Annotated in this window: 15 protein-coding genes; 2 read left to right on the top strand and 13 right to left on the bottom strand. The window is 70.2% G+C overall.

Translation table 11 applies throughout. The annotated features are described in order from the left end of the window. The 10 genes from ACZ7OU_RS43135 to ACZ7OU_RS43090 all read right to left on the bottom strand — a co-directional run bounded on the left by ACZ7OU_RS43135 (window position 1) and on the right by ACZ7OU_RS43090 (window position 9,641). Window positions 1-315, bottom strand: coding sequence for a transcriptional regulator (locus tag ACZ7OU_RS43135; RefSeq protein ID WP_470245378.1), 315 nt, complete (start codon window positions 313-315; stop codon window positions 1-3). Further along, window positions 312-926 carry a hypothetical protein gene (locus tag ACZ7OU_RS43130; protein ID WP_470259717.1) on the bottom strand — a complete coding sequence of 205 codons (615 nt, stop codon included), beginning with the start codon at window positions 924-926 and terminating at the stop codon, window positions 312-314. Before ACZ7OU_RS43130 ends, ACZ7OU_RS43135 begins: the two co-directional genes overlap by 4 nt. A 150-nt stretch (window positions 927-1,076) precedes the next feature. Next, window positions 1,077-1,808, bottom strand: a complete 732-nt coding sequence (locus ACZ7OU_RS43125; protein ID WP_470245380.1) for an ABC transporter permease — start codon at window positions 1,806-1,808, stop codon at window positions 1,077-1,079. Beyond that, complete coding sequence (locus tag ACZ7OU_RS43120) at window positions 1,805-2,713, bottom strand: ABC transporter ATP-binding protein (protein ID WP_470259716.1); 909 nt, start codon at window positions 2,711-2,713, stop codon at window positions 1,805-1,807. The genes ACZ7OU_RS43125 and ACZ7OU_RS43120 overlap by 4 nt, the downstream gene beginning before the upstream one ends. A gap of 359 nt (window positions 2,714-3,072) precedes the next feature. Next, entirely contained in the window at window positions 3,073-4,644 is a 1,572-nt protein-coding gene (locus ACZ7OU_RS43115; RefSeq protein ID WP_470259715.1) for an alpha/beta hydrolase, read from the bottom strand. 284 nt (window positions 4,645-4,928) lie between these two features. After that, window positions 4,929-5,306 carry an effector-associated constant component EACC1 gene (locus ACZ7OU_RS43110; protein WP_470245384.1) on the bottom strand — a complete coding sequence of 126 codons (378 nt, stop codon included), beginning with the start codon at window positions 5,304-5,306 and terminating at the stop codon, window positions 4,929-4,931. 44 nt (window positions 5,307-5,350) lie between these two features. Then, window positions 5,351-7,069 carry an aminotransferase class V-fold PLP-dependent enzyme gene (locus tag ACZ7OU_RS43105; RefSeq protein ID WP_470259714.1) on the bottom strand — a complete coding sequence of 573 codons (1,719 nt, stop codon included), beginning with the start codon at window positions 7,067-7,069 and terminating at the stop codon, window positions 5,351-5,353. Continuing rightward, the gene (locus ACZ7OU_RS43100; RefSeq protein ID WP_470245386.1) at window positions 7,066-7,833 is read right to left on the bottom strand and encodes an amino acid ABC transporter ATP-binding protein; all 768 of its coding nucleotides are present in this window, start codon (window positions 7,831-7,833) and stop codon (window positions 7,066-7,068) included. The genes ACZ7OU_RS43105 and ACZ7OU_RS43100 overlap by 4 nt, the downstream gene beginning before the upstream one ends. Then, window positions 7,826-8,704: an amino acid ABC transporter permease gene (locus ACZ7OU_RS43095; RefSeq protein WP_470259713.1), complete on the bottom strand. Its 879-nt coding sequence runs from the start codon at window positions 8,702-8,704 to the stop codon at window positions 7,826-7,828. Before ACZ7OU_RS43095 ends, ACZ7OU_RS43100 begins: the two co-directional genes overlap by 8 nt. Beyond that, on the bottom strand, window positions 8,691-9,641 hold the full coding sequence (locus ACZ7OU_RS43090; protein ID WP_470245388.1) for an ABC transporter substrate-binding protein: 951 nt from the start codon (window positions 9,639-9,641) through the stop codon (window positions 8,691-8,693). Before ACZ7OU_RS43090 ends, ACZ7OU_RS43095 begins: the two co-directional genes overlap by 14 nt. A 96-nt stretch (window positions 9,642-9,737) precedes the next feature. Between ACZ7OU_RS43090 and ACZ7OU_RS43085 the strand changes: the two genes are divergently transcribed. Beyond that, complete coding sequence (locus ACZ7OU_RS43085) at window positions 9,738-10,721, top strand: Gfo/Idh/MocA family protein (RefSeq protein WP_470259712.1); 984 nt, start codon at window positions 9,738-9,740, stop codon at window positions 10,719-10,721. Here the strand turns inward: ACZ7OU_RS43085 and ACZ7OU_RS43080 are convergent. Further along, window positions 10,718-11,923 (bottom strand): glycosyl hydrolase family 8, encoded by a 1,206-nt coding sequence (locus tag ACZ7OU_RS43080; RefSeq protein ID WP_470245390.1) that lies wholly within the window; start codon window positions 11,921-11,923, stop codon window positions 10,718-10,720. The two genes, ACZ7OU_RS43085 and ACZ7OU_RS43080, sit on opposite strands and share 4 nt — an antisense overlap. A gap of 159 nt (window positions 11,924-12,082) precedes the next feature. Between ACZ7OU_RS43080 and ACZ7OU_RS43075 the strand changes: the two genes are divergently transcribed. Beyond that, entirely contained in the window at window positions 12,083-12,475 is a 393-nt protein-coding gene (locus ACZ7OU_RS43075) for a TIGR03618 family F420-dependent PPOX class oxidoreductase (protein WP_470259711.1), read from the top strand. Window positions 12,476-12,518: 43 nt separating this feature from the next. On the opposite strand, the gene ACZ7OU_RS43070 is transcribed toward ACZ7OU_RS43075, so the two are convergent. Both ACZ7OU_RS43070 and ACZ7OU_RS43065 read right to left on the bottom strand, forming a co-directional pair. Next, entirely contained in the window at window positions 12,519-13,061 is a 543-nt protein-coding gene (locus tag ACZ7OU_RS43070; protein WP_470259710.1) for a TetR/AcrR family transcriptional regulator, read from the bottom strand. Continuing rightward, window positions 13,061-14,593, bottom strand: a complete 1,533-nt coding sequence (locus tag ACZ7OU_RS43065) for an acyl-CoA synthetase (protein WP_470259709.1) — start codon at window positions 14,591-14,593, stop codon at window positions 13,061-13,063. The genes ACZ7OU_RS43070 and ACZ7OU_RS43065 overlap by 1 nt, the downstream gene beginning before the upstream one ends. Window positions 14,594-14,599: the final 6 nt, after the last annotated feature.

Below are 14,599 nucleotides of genomic sequence, written 5' to 3'. Positions count from 1 at the left end.
TCAGTCCCCGCCGGTGGCGTCCAGCAGCTGGTGCAGCGCCTTGGTGTAGCTCTCGAACGCCGCGCGCCCGGCCGCGGTCAGCCGGACCAGGGTGACCGGCGTGCGGTGCTCGTAGGCCTTGGTGATCTCGACGTACTCGGCGTCCTCGAGCTTGCGCAGGTGCGTCGAGAGGTTGCCGGCGGTCATGTCCAGGAGCTGCTGCAGGCGCGGGAAGGTGATCTGGTCGCCGGTGTGCAGCCCGGCGAGCGCGACCGTGACCCGCAACCGCGCCTGGGCGTGGATGACCGGGTCGAGCTGCGGCAGCGGTTCGCTCATCGCGACTTCTCGCGCACGAAGTACACGATCGAGGCGAGCAGGAACCCGCCACCGCCGCAGATGGTCAGCACCAGGAAGTTGCCCGGGAACCCGATCAGCACGCTCAGCGCCGCGGACACGATCATCCACGCGCCCAGGCCGTACATCAGCCTGTCCTGCCAGAGCATGCCGCCGGCGAGGTACATGACGCCGGTGACCAGCAGCCAGGTGCCCGACCACAGCAGCGACACCTGGTCGGAGGTCAGCGACCCGAACTGGGTGATCCGGATGTCGATCACGGAGAGCCCGATCGAGGCAAAGGCCCAGCTGTAGCCGTACATCGCGCCGACCGTCTTGGACGGGCCGCGGATCCCCCGCCCGGCCCGCGCGCTGACGAAGGCGGTGTAGCCCATCGCGCCGAGGAAGAGCACGGTGACGAGCACGCCGCCGACCCATCCCGGGACGCTCTCGGTCTGCGTCGCGAAGTAGGTGAAGCCCCAGCCGACGATCCAGGCGAAGGCCCACGCGGCGAGCATGCGCGCGGGGCCTCCGCCCAGTTCCCGGCGGTTCTGCCGGTTCTGCCGGGCGATCAGGTTCAGCGACTCCTCCGCCGACATCGGCTCGTCGTCCACCTGTTCCGCCCTTCGTCCGCGCAGACCCCTCAGTACTTGAACCTTGTTCTGGTCAGCCCGGCGCGCCCCGCCGCGAAACGGAGGCTCGGAACCTGGTGATGCGCCGGGCGACGGCAGAACAAGGTTCACTGCACGGAGGTTAACAAGCACTCACAACCTGGCCGTGTCCAGCCGGAACCGGCGCACGACGACCAGTGCGGGCACGACCAGCCAGCCCGCCAGCACGAGCACCGCGACCCACGTCCCGGACGCGTGCGTCAGCGGGTCGACGCCGACGCGCCGCAGCCAGTAGGTCGGCACGAAGTGCGCCAGCGTCGTCATCCAGCCGGGCAGGAACTCCAGCGGGATCCACAGGCCGCCGAGCATGCCGAGCGGCATCATCAGCGCACCGGTCACCGCGCCGACCGTGTCGCCCTTGCCGAACAGGCCGATCGCCAGCCCGAGCACGGCGAACGGCAGCGTGGCCGCCCACAGGAAGACCAGCAGCCGGCCCCAGTCGGCCAGGCCGAGCTGCTCGCCGCGCAGGAAGCCGACGAGGAAGATGACCAGGAGCACCGGCAGGGCGACGGCCATCGCCGAGGCGACCTTCACCGCCAGGTAGCCGGAGCCGCGCATCGGCGTCAGGCGGATCTGACGCTGCCAGCCGTCGGTGCGCTCCTGCGCCACGCGGGTGCCGGTGAACAGGGCGCCGCCGCTGGCGCCGTACGCCGCCATGGTGATCATCGTCTGGGTGCTGGAGTGCAGGCCGTTGTCCAGGAGGGTGTCGCCGAAGATGGACCCGAACAGCAGGTACATCGCCGTCGGCATGCCGATGGTGAAGATCGTGAACTGGGGACTGCGGACGATCCGCTTGATCTCCAGGCTCAGGTAGGTGGTGTTCACGCGGCCGCCCCTTCGGTCTCGTCGGCGGTGAGCGCCAGGAAGGCCTCTTCCAGCCCCAGTGCGGTGATTTCGATGTCGGACGCCTGCGGGTACTTCGCCAGCAACGCGCGGATGGCGGCGTCGGAGTCGGCGCAGGCCAGCTCGGCGCGGCTGGCGCGCAGCTGCACGGTCGTGACGCCCGGCAGCGCCGCCAGGTCGGTTTCGGTGGCCTCCGGCACGACGGCCTTGAGCACCCGCCCGGACACCGCGGCCCGGACCTCGGTGACCGCGCCGTCGGCGACGACGACGCCGTGGCGCATCAGCACGACGCGGTCGGCGTAGTCCTCGGCCTCGGCGAGGTAGTGCGTCGCGAACAGCACGGTCCGGCCGGTGGCGGCGAACTCCCGGATGGCCGCCCAGAAGGCGCGCCGCCCGTCGACGTCCATCGCGGCGGTGGGCTCGTCGAGGACGAGCAGCCGCGGGTCGCCGGCCAGGGCGAGGGCGAACCGCACGCGCTGGCGTTCACCGCCGGAAAGCTTGCCGCAGCGGCGCTTCACGAGGTTCTCGAGCCCGGCACGGGCGATCACCTCGGCGGCGGGCAGCGGGTTGACGTGCGTCGAGACGATGAGGTCGACGATCTCGCCGACGGTGACATCGCCGAGCAGCGCGCCGTTCTGCATCATGGCGCCGACGAGCCCCCGGTCGACGGCCTCACGCGGGCTGCCCCCGGCGACGGTGACCTCCCCCGCGTCCGGCTTGGTCAGCCCCAGCAGCATGTCGACGGTGGTCGACTTGCCCGCGCCGTTCGGCCCGAGCAGGGCGACGATCTGCCCCTGCGCGACCTCGACGGACACCCCGCCGACGGCCGTGACGCCGCCGAACCGCTTGGTGAGGCCGTGGAGCGCGAACGCCGGTCCCCCGGTCATGGCGTTCTCCTTTCGTGGACTTTGCGTTTCAAACTCGACGTGCACTTTGTAACACAAAGTCCGCGCGGGTTCAAAGCCCCCGGCGTCGGAAAGTCAGAAAAACTGGGTGCCGGGCGCTGGGCCCGACACCCCGTCTCAGCGGGTTTCCGCAGGTCAGCCGATGAACCGCCCGGCGACCCGTGCCACCTGCCTCCCGAGCCACTCGCGGCCGCGCCAGTCGGCGACGTCGGAAGACACCGGCCCGACGCCAGCCTGGCCGACCGTCAACTGCGACGTGACGCCCTCGGCAACCCCGTCCTACAAAAAAACGGGGTGCCGGGCGCTGGGCCCAACACCCCGTCTCAGCGGGTTTCCGCAGGTCAGCCGACGAACCGCCCGGCAACCAGACCCTGAGTCGCACCGAGGTCGGCCTTCGCCGCGGTCGGTGCCGGGGGCACCGGCAGCGGCAGCGGGGCGCACTCGACGTCGGCCGTGCGGCCCGGCTTGCGGGCCGGGAGCGCGCCCGTCGCCAGGTAGTCCGCGATCTTGTTGTCGACGCACGCGTTGCCGCGCGGGGTGATCGCGTGGCTCGTGCCGCCCGGCTCCGCGATCAGCGACGCGCCCGGGAAGCGGCTGCGGACCTCGAGGCTGCCCGGGAACGGCGTCGCCGCGTCGAGCGTCTCGTCGATCATCAGGACGCTCTGGACGCCACTGCCGTCGATCTTGGTCGGCTTGCCCGCCTTCGCCGGCCAGTACAGGCACGGCGCGTTGAACCAGGCGTTCTGCCAGGTGAAGTACGGCGCCTTGGTGAATGTCTTCCAGTTGTCGATCTTCCACTGGTTCCAGCTCTGCGGCCACTGGACGTCGGAGCACTGGACGGCCAGGTAGACCGCGTAGCCGTTGTCGTCGCCGCGGCCGCCGAAGGCCTCGAACAGCGACTTCCAGTTCTGCCAGTCACCCTGGTTGACGAACCGCGCGAGCGCGTCGCCCAGCAGCGTCCACCGGAGCTGGTAGTACGACGCCTGCTGGATGACGTCGATGATCTCGTCCGGCCCGATCACGCCGCCCGCCGGGTTGAACTGCGCCTTGAGCAGCTGCTCGTTCACCACGCGCTGCACGGCGGACTGGGTCTTGCCGAGGTGGTAGACGTCGTCGTGCTGGGCGACCCAGCCGAACCAGATGAGGATGTTCTTGTCGAACGCGACGTCCTGGTTCAGGTTGTCGCCGTACCAGACGCCGCGCGGGTCGACGGTCGAGTCGAGCACCATCCGGCGCACGTTCCGCGGGAACAGCGAGCCGTACACCTGGCCGAGGTAGGTGCCGTAGGAGTAGCCGTAGAAGTTCAGCTGCTTCGCACCGAGCGCCTGGCGGATGGAGTCCATGTCCTTGACCGTGTCGGTCGTCTTCATGTTCTCCAGCAGGGCCTTCGAGTTGTTCTTCGCGCAGGCCTCGGCGTACCCCTTGGAGCGGCTCAGCCAGGTCTTCTCCAGCTGCGGGGTGAACGGCACGTACTGCGGCCGGTTGTAGTCCATGTAGTTCGGGTCGCAGCTCAGCGCGGGCTTGCTGGACCCGACGCCGCGCGGGTCGAAGCCGATCCAGTCGTAGGCGTCGCCGGCGTGGTTGGGCACGCGCGGCCCGCGGGTCGCCAGCAGCAGGCCGGAGCCGCCGGGGCCACCCGGGTTCGTCAGCATGACGCCCTGGTACTGCCCGTCCGGCACCTTGTGCTTGACGCGGTCGACGGCGAGCTGGATCTGCTCACCGTGCGGCTTGGAGTAGTCGAGCGGGACCCCCAGGTACCCGCATTCGGCGCCGGCGGCGACGAGCGTGGGGTCGGTGCAGGCCCCCCAGGCGATCGACGCCTGGCTCGCGGGCGCGGCGGTCGCGGCCGGCGCGGCCACGAGCGCGGACGCCACCGCGGCGGCGGCCACCACGGAAAAAAGGGCACGTCTCACTGTTTTCTCCCTTTCGGCTTCGGCTTCGGCGGCTGAACCCTAGACCCGCGCACGCCGACCGGGGACGGCAAACGGGTGGCAGGGTGCGAATGCCCTACGAAAGGCGGAAATCGGATGCACCGGGCACCCGGCGCCGGTCCTATTTGGATCGACCGGGGACAGCCGACAGGCCCAGCACCATGAAGGTCGCGAAGACCACGAGCAGCAAGGGGACCAGCCAGCCCGTCACGCCTGAAGTCAGCACCAGGATCAGGAGGGCCAGCGGCAGTGCGTGCCGGGCGCGGTCAGCCGTGCCGCTGGACGAACGCCTCGATCAGCTGCTGGCGCTCCGCCGAGGTCGCCCGCTCCAGCTCGACGGTGTCGCCGTCGATCGTCATCTTGATCTTGTGGCGGCCCGCCTGGCGGCCCAGCCACTCGCGCAGCGTCTCGACCAGGCCGGGGAACACTCCGCCGGCCGCGCTGAACGCCACCATCAGAGACCCGATCGTCACGGGGTCCGCGCCCTTCGCGCCCGCCGGGACCTCGCCGGGTACCGAGCGCAGGTCGACGTCGAGCTCGCCCAGCTCGGCGCGCAGCCGGCGGGCGAGCCGGTCGAGCTCCTCGGCGTCGGCGTCGTCCGCCTCGAGCCGCAGGAGCGCTCGCCGGGTGTCCGGTTCGGTCATGCGCGTCATGGTGCGCTCCGGAACGGGCGCGGGCAAGGCCCCGATCAGGCGCGGATTTCGTTGAGGTAGTTGTAGATCGTGTAGCGGGTGACGTCGAGGCGCCCGGCCAAGTGGTCGACCGCGTCCTTGATGAGGAAATAACCGGCTTCGTCGAGCTCCCGGACCACCGCCGCCTTGTGCCGCTTCTTCATGAGGTCCACCGGGATCCCGGCCTTGGTCACCGCGCGGTCGACGAGGAACCGTTGCAGGCTGTCGACGTCCGGTGGGAAAGTCTCCGGCTCGCCGGCGCCGTTCGCCGGCGCGGACGCGTCGACGCTGTTGACGCACAGACAGCCGACCGCGACCCCGTCGGCGTCACGCAGGAACAGCGTCGACGAGCGGATCGGGCGGCCGTCCGGGCCGTGCGTGCGGTAGTTCGTCAGGTCCTGGGTCGTGCCGCGGCGGACCAGGCCGAGCAGCAGGTCGGTCATCGGGCCGCCGACGTTGCGGCCGGTCAGGTCGCCCGCGATGGCGACGATCGAGTCCGGCAGCCGGCTCAGGTCGTGCAGCAGCACCTCGTTGCCCGGCCCGAGCATCGCCGCGAGCCCCGGGATCGCGGGGACCAGCGCCGTCAGCACCTCGTGCGTCGTCGCGCCCGCGGCCGGGACGACCAAGGGCTCACGCGGCTTCGTCAACGTCTCCAAAGCGGAGCGCAGCAGATCCGCGGCGGCCGCCGGCGTCGACGCGTGGGGCGACAGCCGGACGTGCTCGGGCCGCACGGTCGCGGCGATCCCGGCGGTGGCCAGCGCGGCGCCGACCTGCTCCGCGGGATGGCCGGGCAGCGTGAACGCCAGGATCCCGGCGCGGCGGTCCACCGCGGACACGACCTCGGCGCCGCAGGAGGCCAGCACCTCCTCGAACGACCCGATGCGCTCGGCGATGCGGGCCGCGATGGCGCCGACGCCGGCGTCCTCGACCAGTTCGAGGGCCTCGGCGAACGCACCGGACGTGATCGGGCTGAGGTTGGAGATCGACCAGGCCTGGGCGGTGGCGTCCGGCGGGTGGATCTCGTCGTCGAACAGGCCGGGGTCGCGCGCGCCCGTCCAGCCGGAGAACACCGGGTCCATCCGCTCGAGCGCCCGGTCGGACAGCACCGCGAAGCCGGTCCCCCAGCCCGCGCGCAGCCACTTCTGCCCGCCGACGACCAGGACGTCGGCGACCTCCCACGGCTCCTCGACGACGCCGAAGCCCTGGATGCCGTCGACGACCAGCAGCCGGTCACCGACGACGTCGCGCAACGCTGCCAGGTCGGCACGGAAGCCGGTACGGAAGTCGACGGCGCTGACGCTGACCGTGGTGATCTCGGGCGTCAAAGCGGAAGCGACGCGCTCAGGAGTCACGTATCCGCCGGTCAGACGCCGGACACGCAGCCGGCCCGCTTGTTCGGCGCGGGCCCACGGGTAGGTGTTGGCGGGGAACTCGGCGGCCGACACGAGGACGTCACCGCTGCTGTGGAACGCGGCCTGGAACAGCCCGAGGCTGGTGTTGGGCAGCAGGACCGTGTGATCGGTGTCCGAGCCGGACAGCCGCGCGGCGGCCGCCTTGGCCCGGATCTCCTGCCGCATCAGCTCGTCCACAGTGGACGGACCGGCCGTGGTGGCCTGGTCGAGCAGGGCGGCCGTCGTGTCGAGCACCGCGTGTGACGGCGGCCCGAACCGGGCGAAGTCGAGGTAGCCGGCGGGCTCGTCGAACTGGAGCAGGTACCGGGGCGAAATCCGCGTCACGCGAGGATCCTCGCCAGGAACTGCCGGGTGCGCTCGTGCTTCGGCGCGCTCAGCACCTCCGACGGCGGCCCGGTCTCGACGACCGCGCCGTCGGCCAGGAACACCACCTCGTCGGCGGCCTCCGCGGCGAAGCTCATCTCGTGCGTCACGACGACCATCGTCATCCCCTCCCCCGCCAACGTACTCATCACTTCCAGCACCTCCCCGACCAGCTCCGGGTCCAGCGCCGACGTCGGCTCGTCGAACAGCATCAGCTTCGGTTTCATCGCCAGCGACCGCGCGATCGCGACGCGCTGCTGCTGCCCGCCGGACAGCTGCGCGGGGTAGGCGTCGCCCCGGTGCCCGAGCCCGACGCGGTCCAGCAGTTCGAGGCCCTGCTTGCGGGCGTCTTCGGCGCGCAGGCCGAGCACCCGGATCGGGCCCTCGACGACGTTCTCCAGCGCCGTCCGGTGCGCGAACAGGTTGAACCGCTGGAACACCATGCCGATGTCCCGGCGCTGGCGGGCGACGTCGCGTTCGCGCAGTTCGTACAGCTTTCCGCCGCGTTGCCGGAAGCCGATCGGCTCGCCGTCGACCCAGATCTGGCCGGCGTCGATCGTCTCCAGGTGGTTGATGCAGCGCAGGAACGTGCTCTTGCCCGCACCGGACGGCCCGAGCAGGCAGACGACCTGTCCCTTGTGGACTTCCAGGTCGATGCCGCCGAGGACTTCGGTGTGGCCGTAGGACTTCTTGACGCCGACGGCGCGCAGCAGCGGCTCAGACACGGGCACTCCTCACCAGCGGCACGCCGCGCAACGCCTTGCCCGCGCGGGCGAGCGCCCCGCTGTCGGACTGGCCGAAGGAGCGTTCCAGGTAGTGCTGGCCGACGCCGGCGACGGTCACCACGACCATGTACCAGACGGCCGCGGCCAGCAGCGTCTCCATCACCAGCAGGTTGTTCGACGAGATGTTGTTCGCCGCGTGGATCAGCTCGGTCACGCCGATCACCGACGCCATCGACGTGCCCTTGAGCATGTTGATGAAGTCGTTGCCGGTCGGCGGGATGATCACGCGCATCGCCTGCGGCAGCACGACCCGGCGCAGCGTCGCGGCCGGCGTCATGCCGATCGACTTGGCCGCCTCGGTCTGCCCGCTGTCGACGCTGTTCAGCCCGGCCCGGACGATCTCGGCCATGTACGCGCTCTCGTTGAGCGACAGGCCGAGGAACGCGGCGGTGAACGCGCTGATCAGCACGTTCGTCTGCTCGTGGACCAGGAACGGGATGTCGATCACCGGGAAGACCAGCGCCAGGTTGTACCAAAGGAGGATCTGCAGCAGCACGGGCAGGCCGCGGAAGATCCAGATGTAACCGGCGGCGAACCACCGGGCGACCGGGTTGGCGCTGCGGCGCAGCAGGGCGATGACGATGCCGAGCACGATCGCGACGGCCTGCGACAGCACGGCGAGGACGACGGTGTTGAGCAGACCGGTCGCCATCACCTTGAAGAAGACGAAGTCCGGGACCTGGCTCCACTCGATCTGCGCGTTGCCGAGGGCGATGCCCAGCAGCACGAGCAGGGCCAGGATGATCACGGCGGCAACCCAGCGTCCCCAGTGCCTCAGCCGGACGATGGGCAGCGGTTCAGGACCCGCCATTGACCGCGGCCTCCTTGATCGCGCCCTGGTCGACGCCCCAGGCCTGGAGGATCTTGCCGTAGGTGCCGTCGGCGATGAGCGCCTGCAGCGCCTTCTGGACGGACTCCGTCAGCGGCTTGTTCTGCTTGTTGACGCCGATGCCGTACGGCCCGCCCTCGATCGGCTCGCCCGGGACGACCTCGAAGAACTTGCCGTCACCGGCGGTCCGCGAGATGTAGACGGCGCTGGGCAGGTCGTTGAGGATCGCCGCGACGCGGCCGGTGCGCAGCTGGTTCTGGTTCTGGTTGTCGCTGTCGGTCGCGGTGACGTTCAGCGCGGGCTTGCCGGCCTGCGTGCACTTGGTGCTCTGCGCCTCGGCGAACTTCTGGTGGCTGGTGCCCTGCACGACGGCGACGTTCTTGCCGCAGAGCGTGTCCGGTCCGGTGATGCCGTCCGGGTTGCCCTTGCGGATCATGATCGTGATGCCCGAGGTGAAGTAGTCGACGAAGTCGATCTGCGCCTGGCGGGCCTTGGTGTCGTTCATGCCGGCCATGGTCAGGTCGATGCGGCCGGACTGGAGGCTGGTGATGAGCGAGCCGAAGGCCATGTCCTGGTGGGTCACGGTGACGCCGAGCTTGGCGGCGATCGCCTTGGCGAGGTCGACCTCGTAGCCGATCGGGGTCTTGCCGTCGGCGGCGTAGAAGTTGTTGGGCGCGGACTGCAGGTTCGACGCCAGGTGCAGCACGCCCGCCTGCTTGACGGCGTCGGGCAGCGCGGCGTTGAGCTGGGCGTCCTTCTGCACGCCCTGGACGATCGCCGTGGTGTCCGGGATGCCCGAGGCGGGCGCGCCGGCGGCCTGCGACGTCCCGCCCGCGCCGTCCGGACCACCACCGCAGGCCGTCACCAGGACGGCCAGGCTCGCGAGCAAACCCGCCTGCAAGGCGCGTGAACGGGACATAGCGGACCTCCACTGTTCGGCTGGCCGGAACGGTACAACTCGTTGTTGAAGAGGTCAACTTGCTGTTGAAATCTGTCTCGGTGCTAGCTTGCGCGCATGAGCCTGCGGATCGGCATCCTCGGGGCGGCGCGCATCGCCCCCGCTGCCCTGGTCAAGCCCGCTTCTTCGAACTCCTCCGTCGCGGTGACAGCGGTCGCCGCGCGTTCTCTCGTTCGCGCGCAAACGTTTGCTACGCGGCACGGCATCCCGGCCGCGTATGGGTCTTACGAAGAGCTCCTGGCGGACCCGGACGTCGACGCCATCTACAACCCGCTGCCGAACGGCCTCCACGGCCGTTGGACGCGCGCGGCCCTGGAAGCGGGCAAGCACGTGCTGTGCGAGAAGCCGTTCACGGCCAACGCGGCGGAGGCGCGGGAGATCGCCCAGCTGGCCGCCGAGTCGGATCGCGTGGTGATGGAGGCGTTCCACTACCGCTACCACCCGCTGACGCTGCGGGCCGAGGAGATCGTGGCGTCGGGCGAGCTGGGCTCACTGGAGCGCGTCGAGACGACGGTGTCGTTCCCGCTGCCGAAGTTCTCGGACATCCGCTACGACTACGACCTCGCGGGCGGCGCGACGATGGACGCGGGCTGCTACGCGGTCCACATGGCCCGGACGTTCGGGGGCGAGACGCCGTCGGTGGTGTCGGCGTCGGCCCGGTTGAGGTCACCCCGGGTCGACCGGGCGATGACGGCGGAGCTGAAGTACCCCTCGGGCCACACGGGCCGGGTGACGTGCTCGATGTGGTCGTCTTCGTTTTTGAATATCAGTGCGAAGGTGATCGGTTCGAAGGGCTCGCTCAAGGTGGTCAACCCGCTGATGCCCCAGGCGTACCACCGCTTTTCGGTCCGGACCGGCGATGCGCGGCGCACGGAGAAGTTCCCTCGCCGGGCGACGTACGAGTACCAGCTGGACGCGTTCGCGGCGGCAGTCCTGCACGGCGAACCGGTGAAGACCTCGGCGGAGGACGCGGTCGAGACGATGACCGTGATCGACGAGATCTACCGCGCCGCGGGACTGCCGCCGCGAGAGCCGGCCTAAGCGGCCACGTAGTTACCGCTCAGGATCAGCAGCACCTGCACCGTAATCCCCGTCCCGTAGTAGTCCGTCGCGTCCGGGGACCACGTCGAGATCGACGTCCACAGCTTGTCCAGCCACGCCTGGCTGCCCGCGTCCGTCATCGCCGCCACCGCGAACGGCGCGGTGAAGCACGGGTGCTGGCCGCTCTCCGTCTTCGAGCCCGACAGCGAGTAGCCGCTCTGGATCTTCGACGGGTCGCTGCCCGTCGCCGACTTGATCCACGTGTTCATCTTGCGGACCTGCGCCGCCGCCGCGCTGCCGGAGAAGGAGATCGCGTCCGCGCCGAGGCGCCACGGGTCGCGGCACGCGTTCCAGCTGTACTTGCCGTCGTACGGGCCCTCGAGGAAGTTCGCCGGCGCCGGCTTCGGCGTCGAGTTCGTGTTGACGACGAAGTCCGGCAGCAGGCCCGTGTTCGGCGCGTACGACGACTGCAGCTGGCTCACCGCGGTCTCCGACCGGGTCCGGACCTGGTCCCAGAAGCTGTCCCCGGTCGCCTTCGCGAAGGCCCGCAGGTGCCCCGGCATCCAGTCCGACGAACGCGAGCTGTTCTTGTACTCCGCGTCGTTGCCCCAGTCACCCAGCAGCGTGAACTTCGTGCTGTTGTTGACCTCGGACTTCTTGATCGCGTTGATGATCCGGACGGCCTCGGCCTTGTAGTTGACCGAGCCCGTGCTGCCCCACTTCTTGTCCGCGATCAGCAGGCCGTACGCGATTTCGAGGTCGCCGTCGGTGGCGGAGTCGCTGCCGTTGACGCTCTTGCAGTTCCCGTCCTGCTCGGCCGCGTGCAGATCCTTGTTGTTGACCGACGGGTGGGCCTTCACGAACTTCAGGATCCCGTCGACGATCGCGCGGGCCTGCGTGTCCTTGTCGGCCATCATGGCCGAGATCGTCAGGCCGTAGCCCTCCCCTTCGGCGACGAAGGAGTGGTCGGCGTCCTTCGACAGCACGGCGTAGGTGCCGCTGCCGCACTTGGTCGTGAGGAAGTTCTTCTTCCAGAAGTCGTAGTACTTCTGGAGCGCGGCATCCTGCGTGGCCTGCGAGACGGACGGCCGCAGGGTTCCCGGCACGTACGGGGTCCCCGCGGCGGACGCGGTCGTCGGCACGCTCAGCAGCCCGGCGGCCAGCGCGGCCGTGGCCACCACCGCCCGGACGATTCTCTTCATCGGTCCTCCGTAAAGACAGACATCGTTGGCTGCGGCGACGGCGATCAGAGCGTGACAGAAGGTTCAAGACCAGGTCAAGACTGTTAGGAAACTTTCCTTACAATGACCGTGAGTGGTCTCACGACCGGCCGGCCACCCGGACGGACTAGCGTGGACCGCATGAAGATCGACCGCGGCGCGGACTTCCGCGCCTTCTGGACCGAACGCCGGCTGGCCACCCTGACGACGGTCCGCCCGGACGGCACGCCGCACGTCGTCGCGGTCGGCGTGACCGTGGACTTCGACGCCGGCCTCGCCCGCGTGATCACGTTCGACACGTCCGTCAAGGCCCGGCTGATCCGGGCCGCGGGCACCGACGGCGTCCCGGTCGCGGTCTGCCAGCTGGAGGGCCCGAAGTGGTCCACTTTGGAGGGACGCGCGGTGCTGCGCGACGACCCGGAGTCGGTGCGGGACGCGGAAAACCGCTACGCCGCCCGCTACCGTCAGCCCAAGCCGAACCCGCAGCGGGTGGTCCTGGAGATCGCGGTGAGCCGGATCCTCGGCAACGCGTGAAGAGGTCGTGAGTGGGAAACAGTGTTAGAACACTGTTTCCCACTCACGAGGCCCGGGCGTGCACCAGCCGCGTGTACTCCGCCAGCAGGGTCGCCAGCTCGCTGTGCTCCCCCGCCGACGCCAGCTGCTGGTGCCCCACCAGCATCGCCATGCCCAGCGACGTCAGCGTCCGCGCGAGGCCGCGGTCGTCGACGATGCCCTTGACCGCCTTGCCGACCGTCCGCAGCCGGGCGGAGTCGACGCGTTTCTGCGCCGCCCGCACGGTTTCGTCGTTCGCCGCCCACGCGCGGATGGCGGCCTCGGCCTCGTGCGGCAGCCCGAGCGTCAGGTCCATCAGCGCGGCGAAGTCCGCCGACGGCCCGCCGCTGCCGAAGTTCCGCTCGCGCAGGAAGAGCACCTGCCGGTTCTCCCAGTGGTCCAGCAGCTGCTCCACGAAACCCGGCCAGCCGCCGAAGTGGTGGTAGAACGACCCGCTCGTCACGCCGAGGTCGCGGCACAGCCTGCCGACGTTCAGCTCGGTGAACCCGTGTTCCGCCAAGACGTCCAGCGCGGCCGCGAAGTACGCCTGCCGCGTCACCGAGGGCATCAGACGTTCCGGTCCCGGTCCCGCCAGTACGGCTCGCGCAGCGAACGCTTGAGGATCTTGCCGGTCGCGTTGCGCGGCAACGCTTCCACGACGTCGACGCTGCGCGGGCACTTGTAGTGGGCCAGCCGCTCGCGGCAGAACTCCATCAGCTTGTCGGCGTCGAGCCCCTCGCCCGCGACGACGGCCTTGACCTGCTCGCCCCAGCGGTCGTCCGGCACGCCGATCACCGCCACCTCGGCCACGCCGGGGAACTCCGCGACGACGCGCTCGACCTCCGGTGAGTAGACGTTCTCGCCGCCGGTGATGATCATGTCCTTGACGCGGTCCTCGAGGAAGAGGAACCCGCCGTCGTCGAGGCGGCCGACGTCGCCGGTGCGCACCCAGCCGTCCACAATGGTCTCCGCCGTCGCCTCGGGCTTGCCGAGGTAGCCCGCCATCCGCTGCTCGGTGCGGATCCAGACCTCACCGACCTCGGTGTCCTCGGCCGTCACCGGGTCGACGATCCGGATGTCCACACCGGACAGTGCGGTACCCGCCGACGCCAGCCGTTCCGGGCGCGAGGCGTCCCGGTGCGCCTCCGGGGTCAGTGCGGTGACCGCGCCGGACAGCTCGGTCATGCCGTAGACCTGGGCGAACCGGGTGTCCGGCCACGCGGCGAGGGCCGTGCGCAGCAACGGGAGCGGCATCGGCGAAGCGCCATAGCAGAGGTACTTCAGGCTGGAGAACGCCTTGAGCGCGGCCTCGCCGGCCTGCGCGATCCCGGCGACCACGGCGGGCACCAGGAAGGCGTGCGTGATCCCGGCGCGCAGAGCCGCGAACAGCGACGCCGCGTCCGGCTCGCGCGTCAGGTACGACGGTTCGCCGTACAGGAAACCGGAAACGGCGTAACAGCTACCGCCGACGTGGAACAGCGGCATCGCGACGAGGTTGACGTCGCCCGGGCCGATCGGGAACGCCGTGCCCGCGGCGAGGCCGTGGGCGATGACGCTGCGGTGCGTGAGCACCGCGCCCTTCGGGAACCCGGTGGTGCCGCTGGTGTACATGATCAGGACGCCGTCGTCCTCATCGAGTTCGGCGCCGGTGTGCGGCTCGGCACCGGCGAGGAAGGACTCGTACTCGTCGACGGCCACCACGCGCTCGACTGCCGGCAGCCGGTCGCGGATCGCGTCGAGCACGGGAAGCAGCTCGGTGCCGACGAAGACGACTTTCGCGCCCGAGTCGTTGAGGACGTACGCCAGTTCGTCGCCGGAGAGCCGCCAGTTCACCACGGCGTTGGCCGCACCGATCCCGGCCGCCGCGAACGTCGTCTCCAGGCAGGCGGGGTGGTTCTTGTCGACGAACGCGACGCGGTCGCCGCGGCCCACCCCGGCCGCCGCGAGGGCGCCGGAGAGCCGCCGGACGCGCTCGTCGAACTCCGCCCAGGTCCACTGCTGGTCACCGAAGATCAGCGCGGTGTCGCCGGGGCGTTCCCGCGCCCAATGCGCCAGGAGGTCGCCGAACAGCCGGACACGAGGGCGGACGTCTTCGGGCATCGAGTG

Source organism: Amycolatopsis sp. NPDC114505 (assembly GCF_055633615.1).
Note: the sequence above shows the minus strand (reverse complement) of the source record. Positions and strands in the feature narration are given on the sequence as shown.

What these genes read in the sequence shown, in the direction of transcription:
- ACZ7OU_RS43135 (WP_470245378.1), bottom strand. Translation starts at nt 315, where the DNA reads ATGAGCGAACCGCTGCCGCAGCTCGACCCGGTCATCCACGCCCAGGCG.
- ACZ7OU_RS43120 (WP_470259716.1), bottom strand. Translation starts at nt 2,713, where the DNA reads ATGACCGGGGGACCGGCGTTCGCGCTCCACGGCCTCACCAAGCGGTTC.
- ACZ7OU_RS43110 (WP_470245384.1), bottom strand. Translation starts at nt 5,306, where the DNA reads ATGACCGAACCGGACACCCGGCGAGCGCTCCTGCGGCTCGAGGCGGAC.
- ACZ7OU_RS43095 (WP_470259713.1), bottom strand. Translation starts at nt 8,704, where the DNA reads ATGGCGGGTCCTGAACCGCTGCCCATCGTCCGGCTGAGGCACTGGGGA.
- ACZ7OU_RS43090 (WP_470245388.1), bottom strand. Translation starts at nt 9,641, where the DNA reads ATGTCCCGTTCACGCGCCTTGCAGGCGGGTTTGCTCGCGAGCCTGGCC.
- ACZ7OU_RS43085 (WP_470259712.1), top strand. Translation starts at nt 9,738, where the DNA reads ATGAGCCTGCGGATCGGCATCCTCGGGGCGGCGCGCATCGCCCCCGCT.
- ACZ7OU_RS43080 (WP_470245390.1), bottom strand. Translation starts at nt 11,923, where the DNA reads ATGAAGAGAATCGTCCGGGCGGTGGTGGCCACGGCCGCGCTGGCCGCC.
- ACZ7OU_RS43075 (WP_470259711.1), top strand. Translation starts at nt 12,083, where the DNA reads ATGAAGATCGACCGCGGCGCGGACTTCCGCGCCTTCTGGACCGAACGC.
- ACZ7OU_RS43070 (WP_470259710.1), bottom strand. Translation starts at nt 13,061, where the DNA reads ATGCCCTCGGTGACGCGGCAGGCGTACTTCGCGGCCGCGCTGGACGTC.
- ACZ7OU_RS43065 (WP_470259709.1), bottom strand. Translation starts at nt 14,593, where the DNA reads ATGCCCGAAGACGTCCGCCCTCGTGTCCGGCTGTTCGGCGACCTCCTG.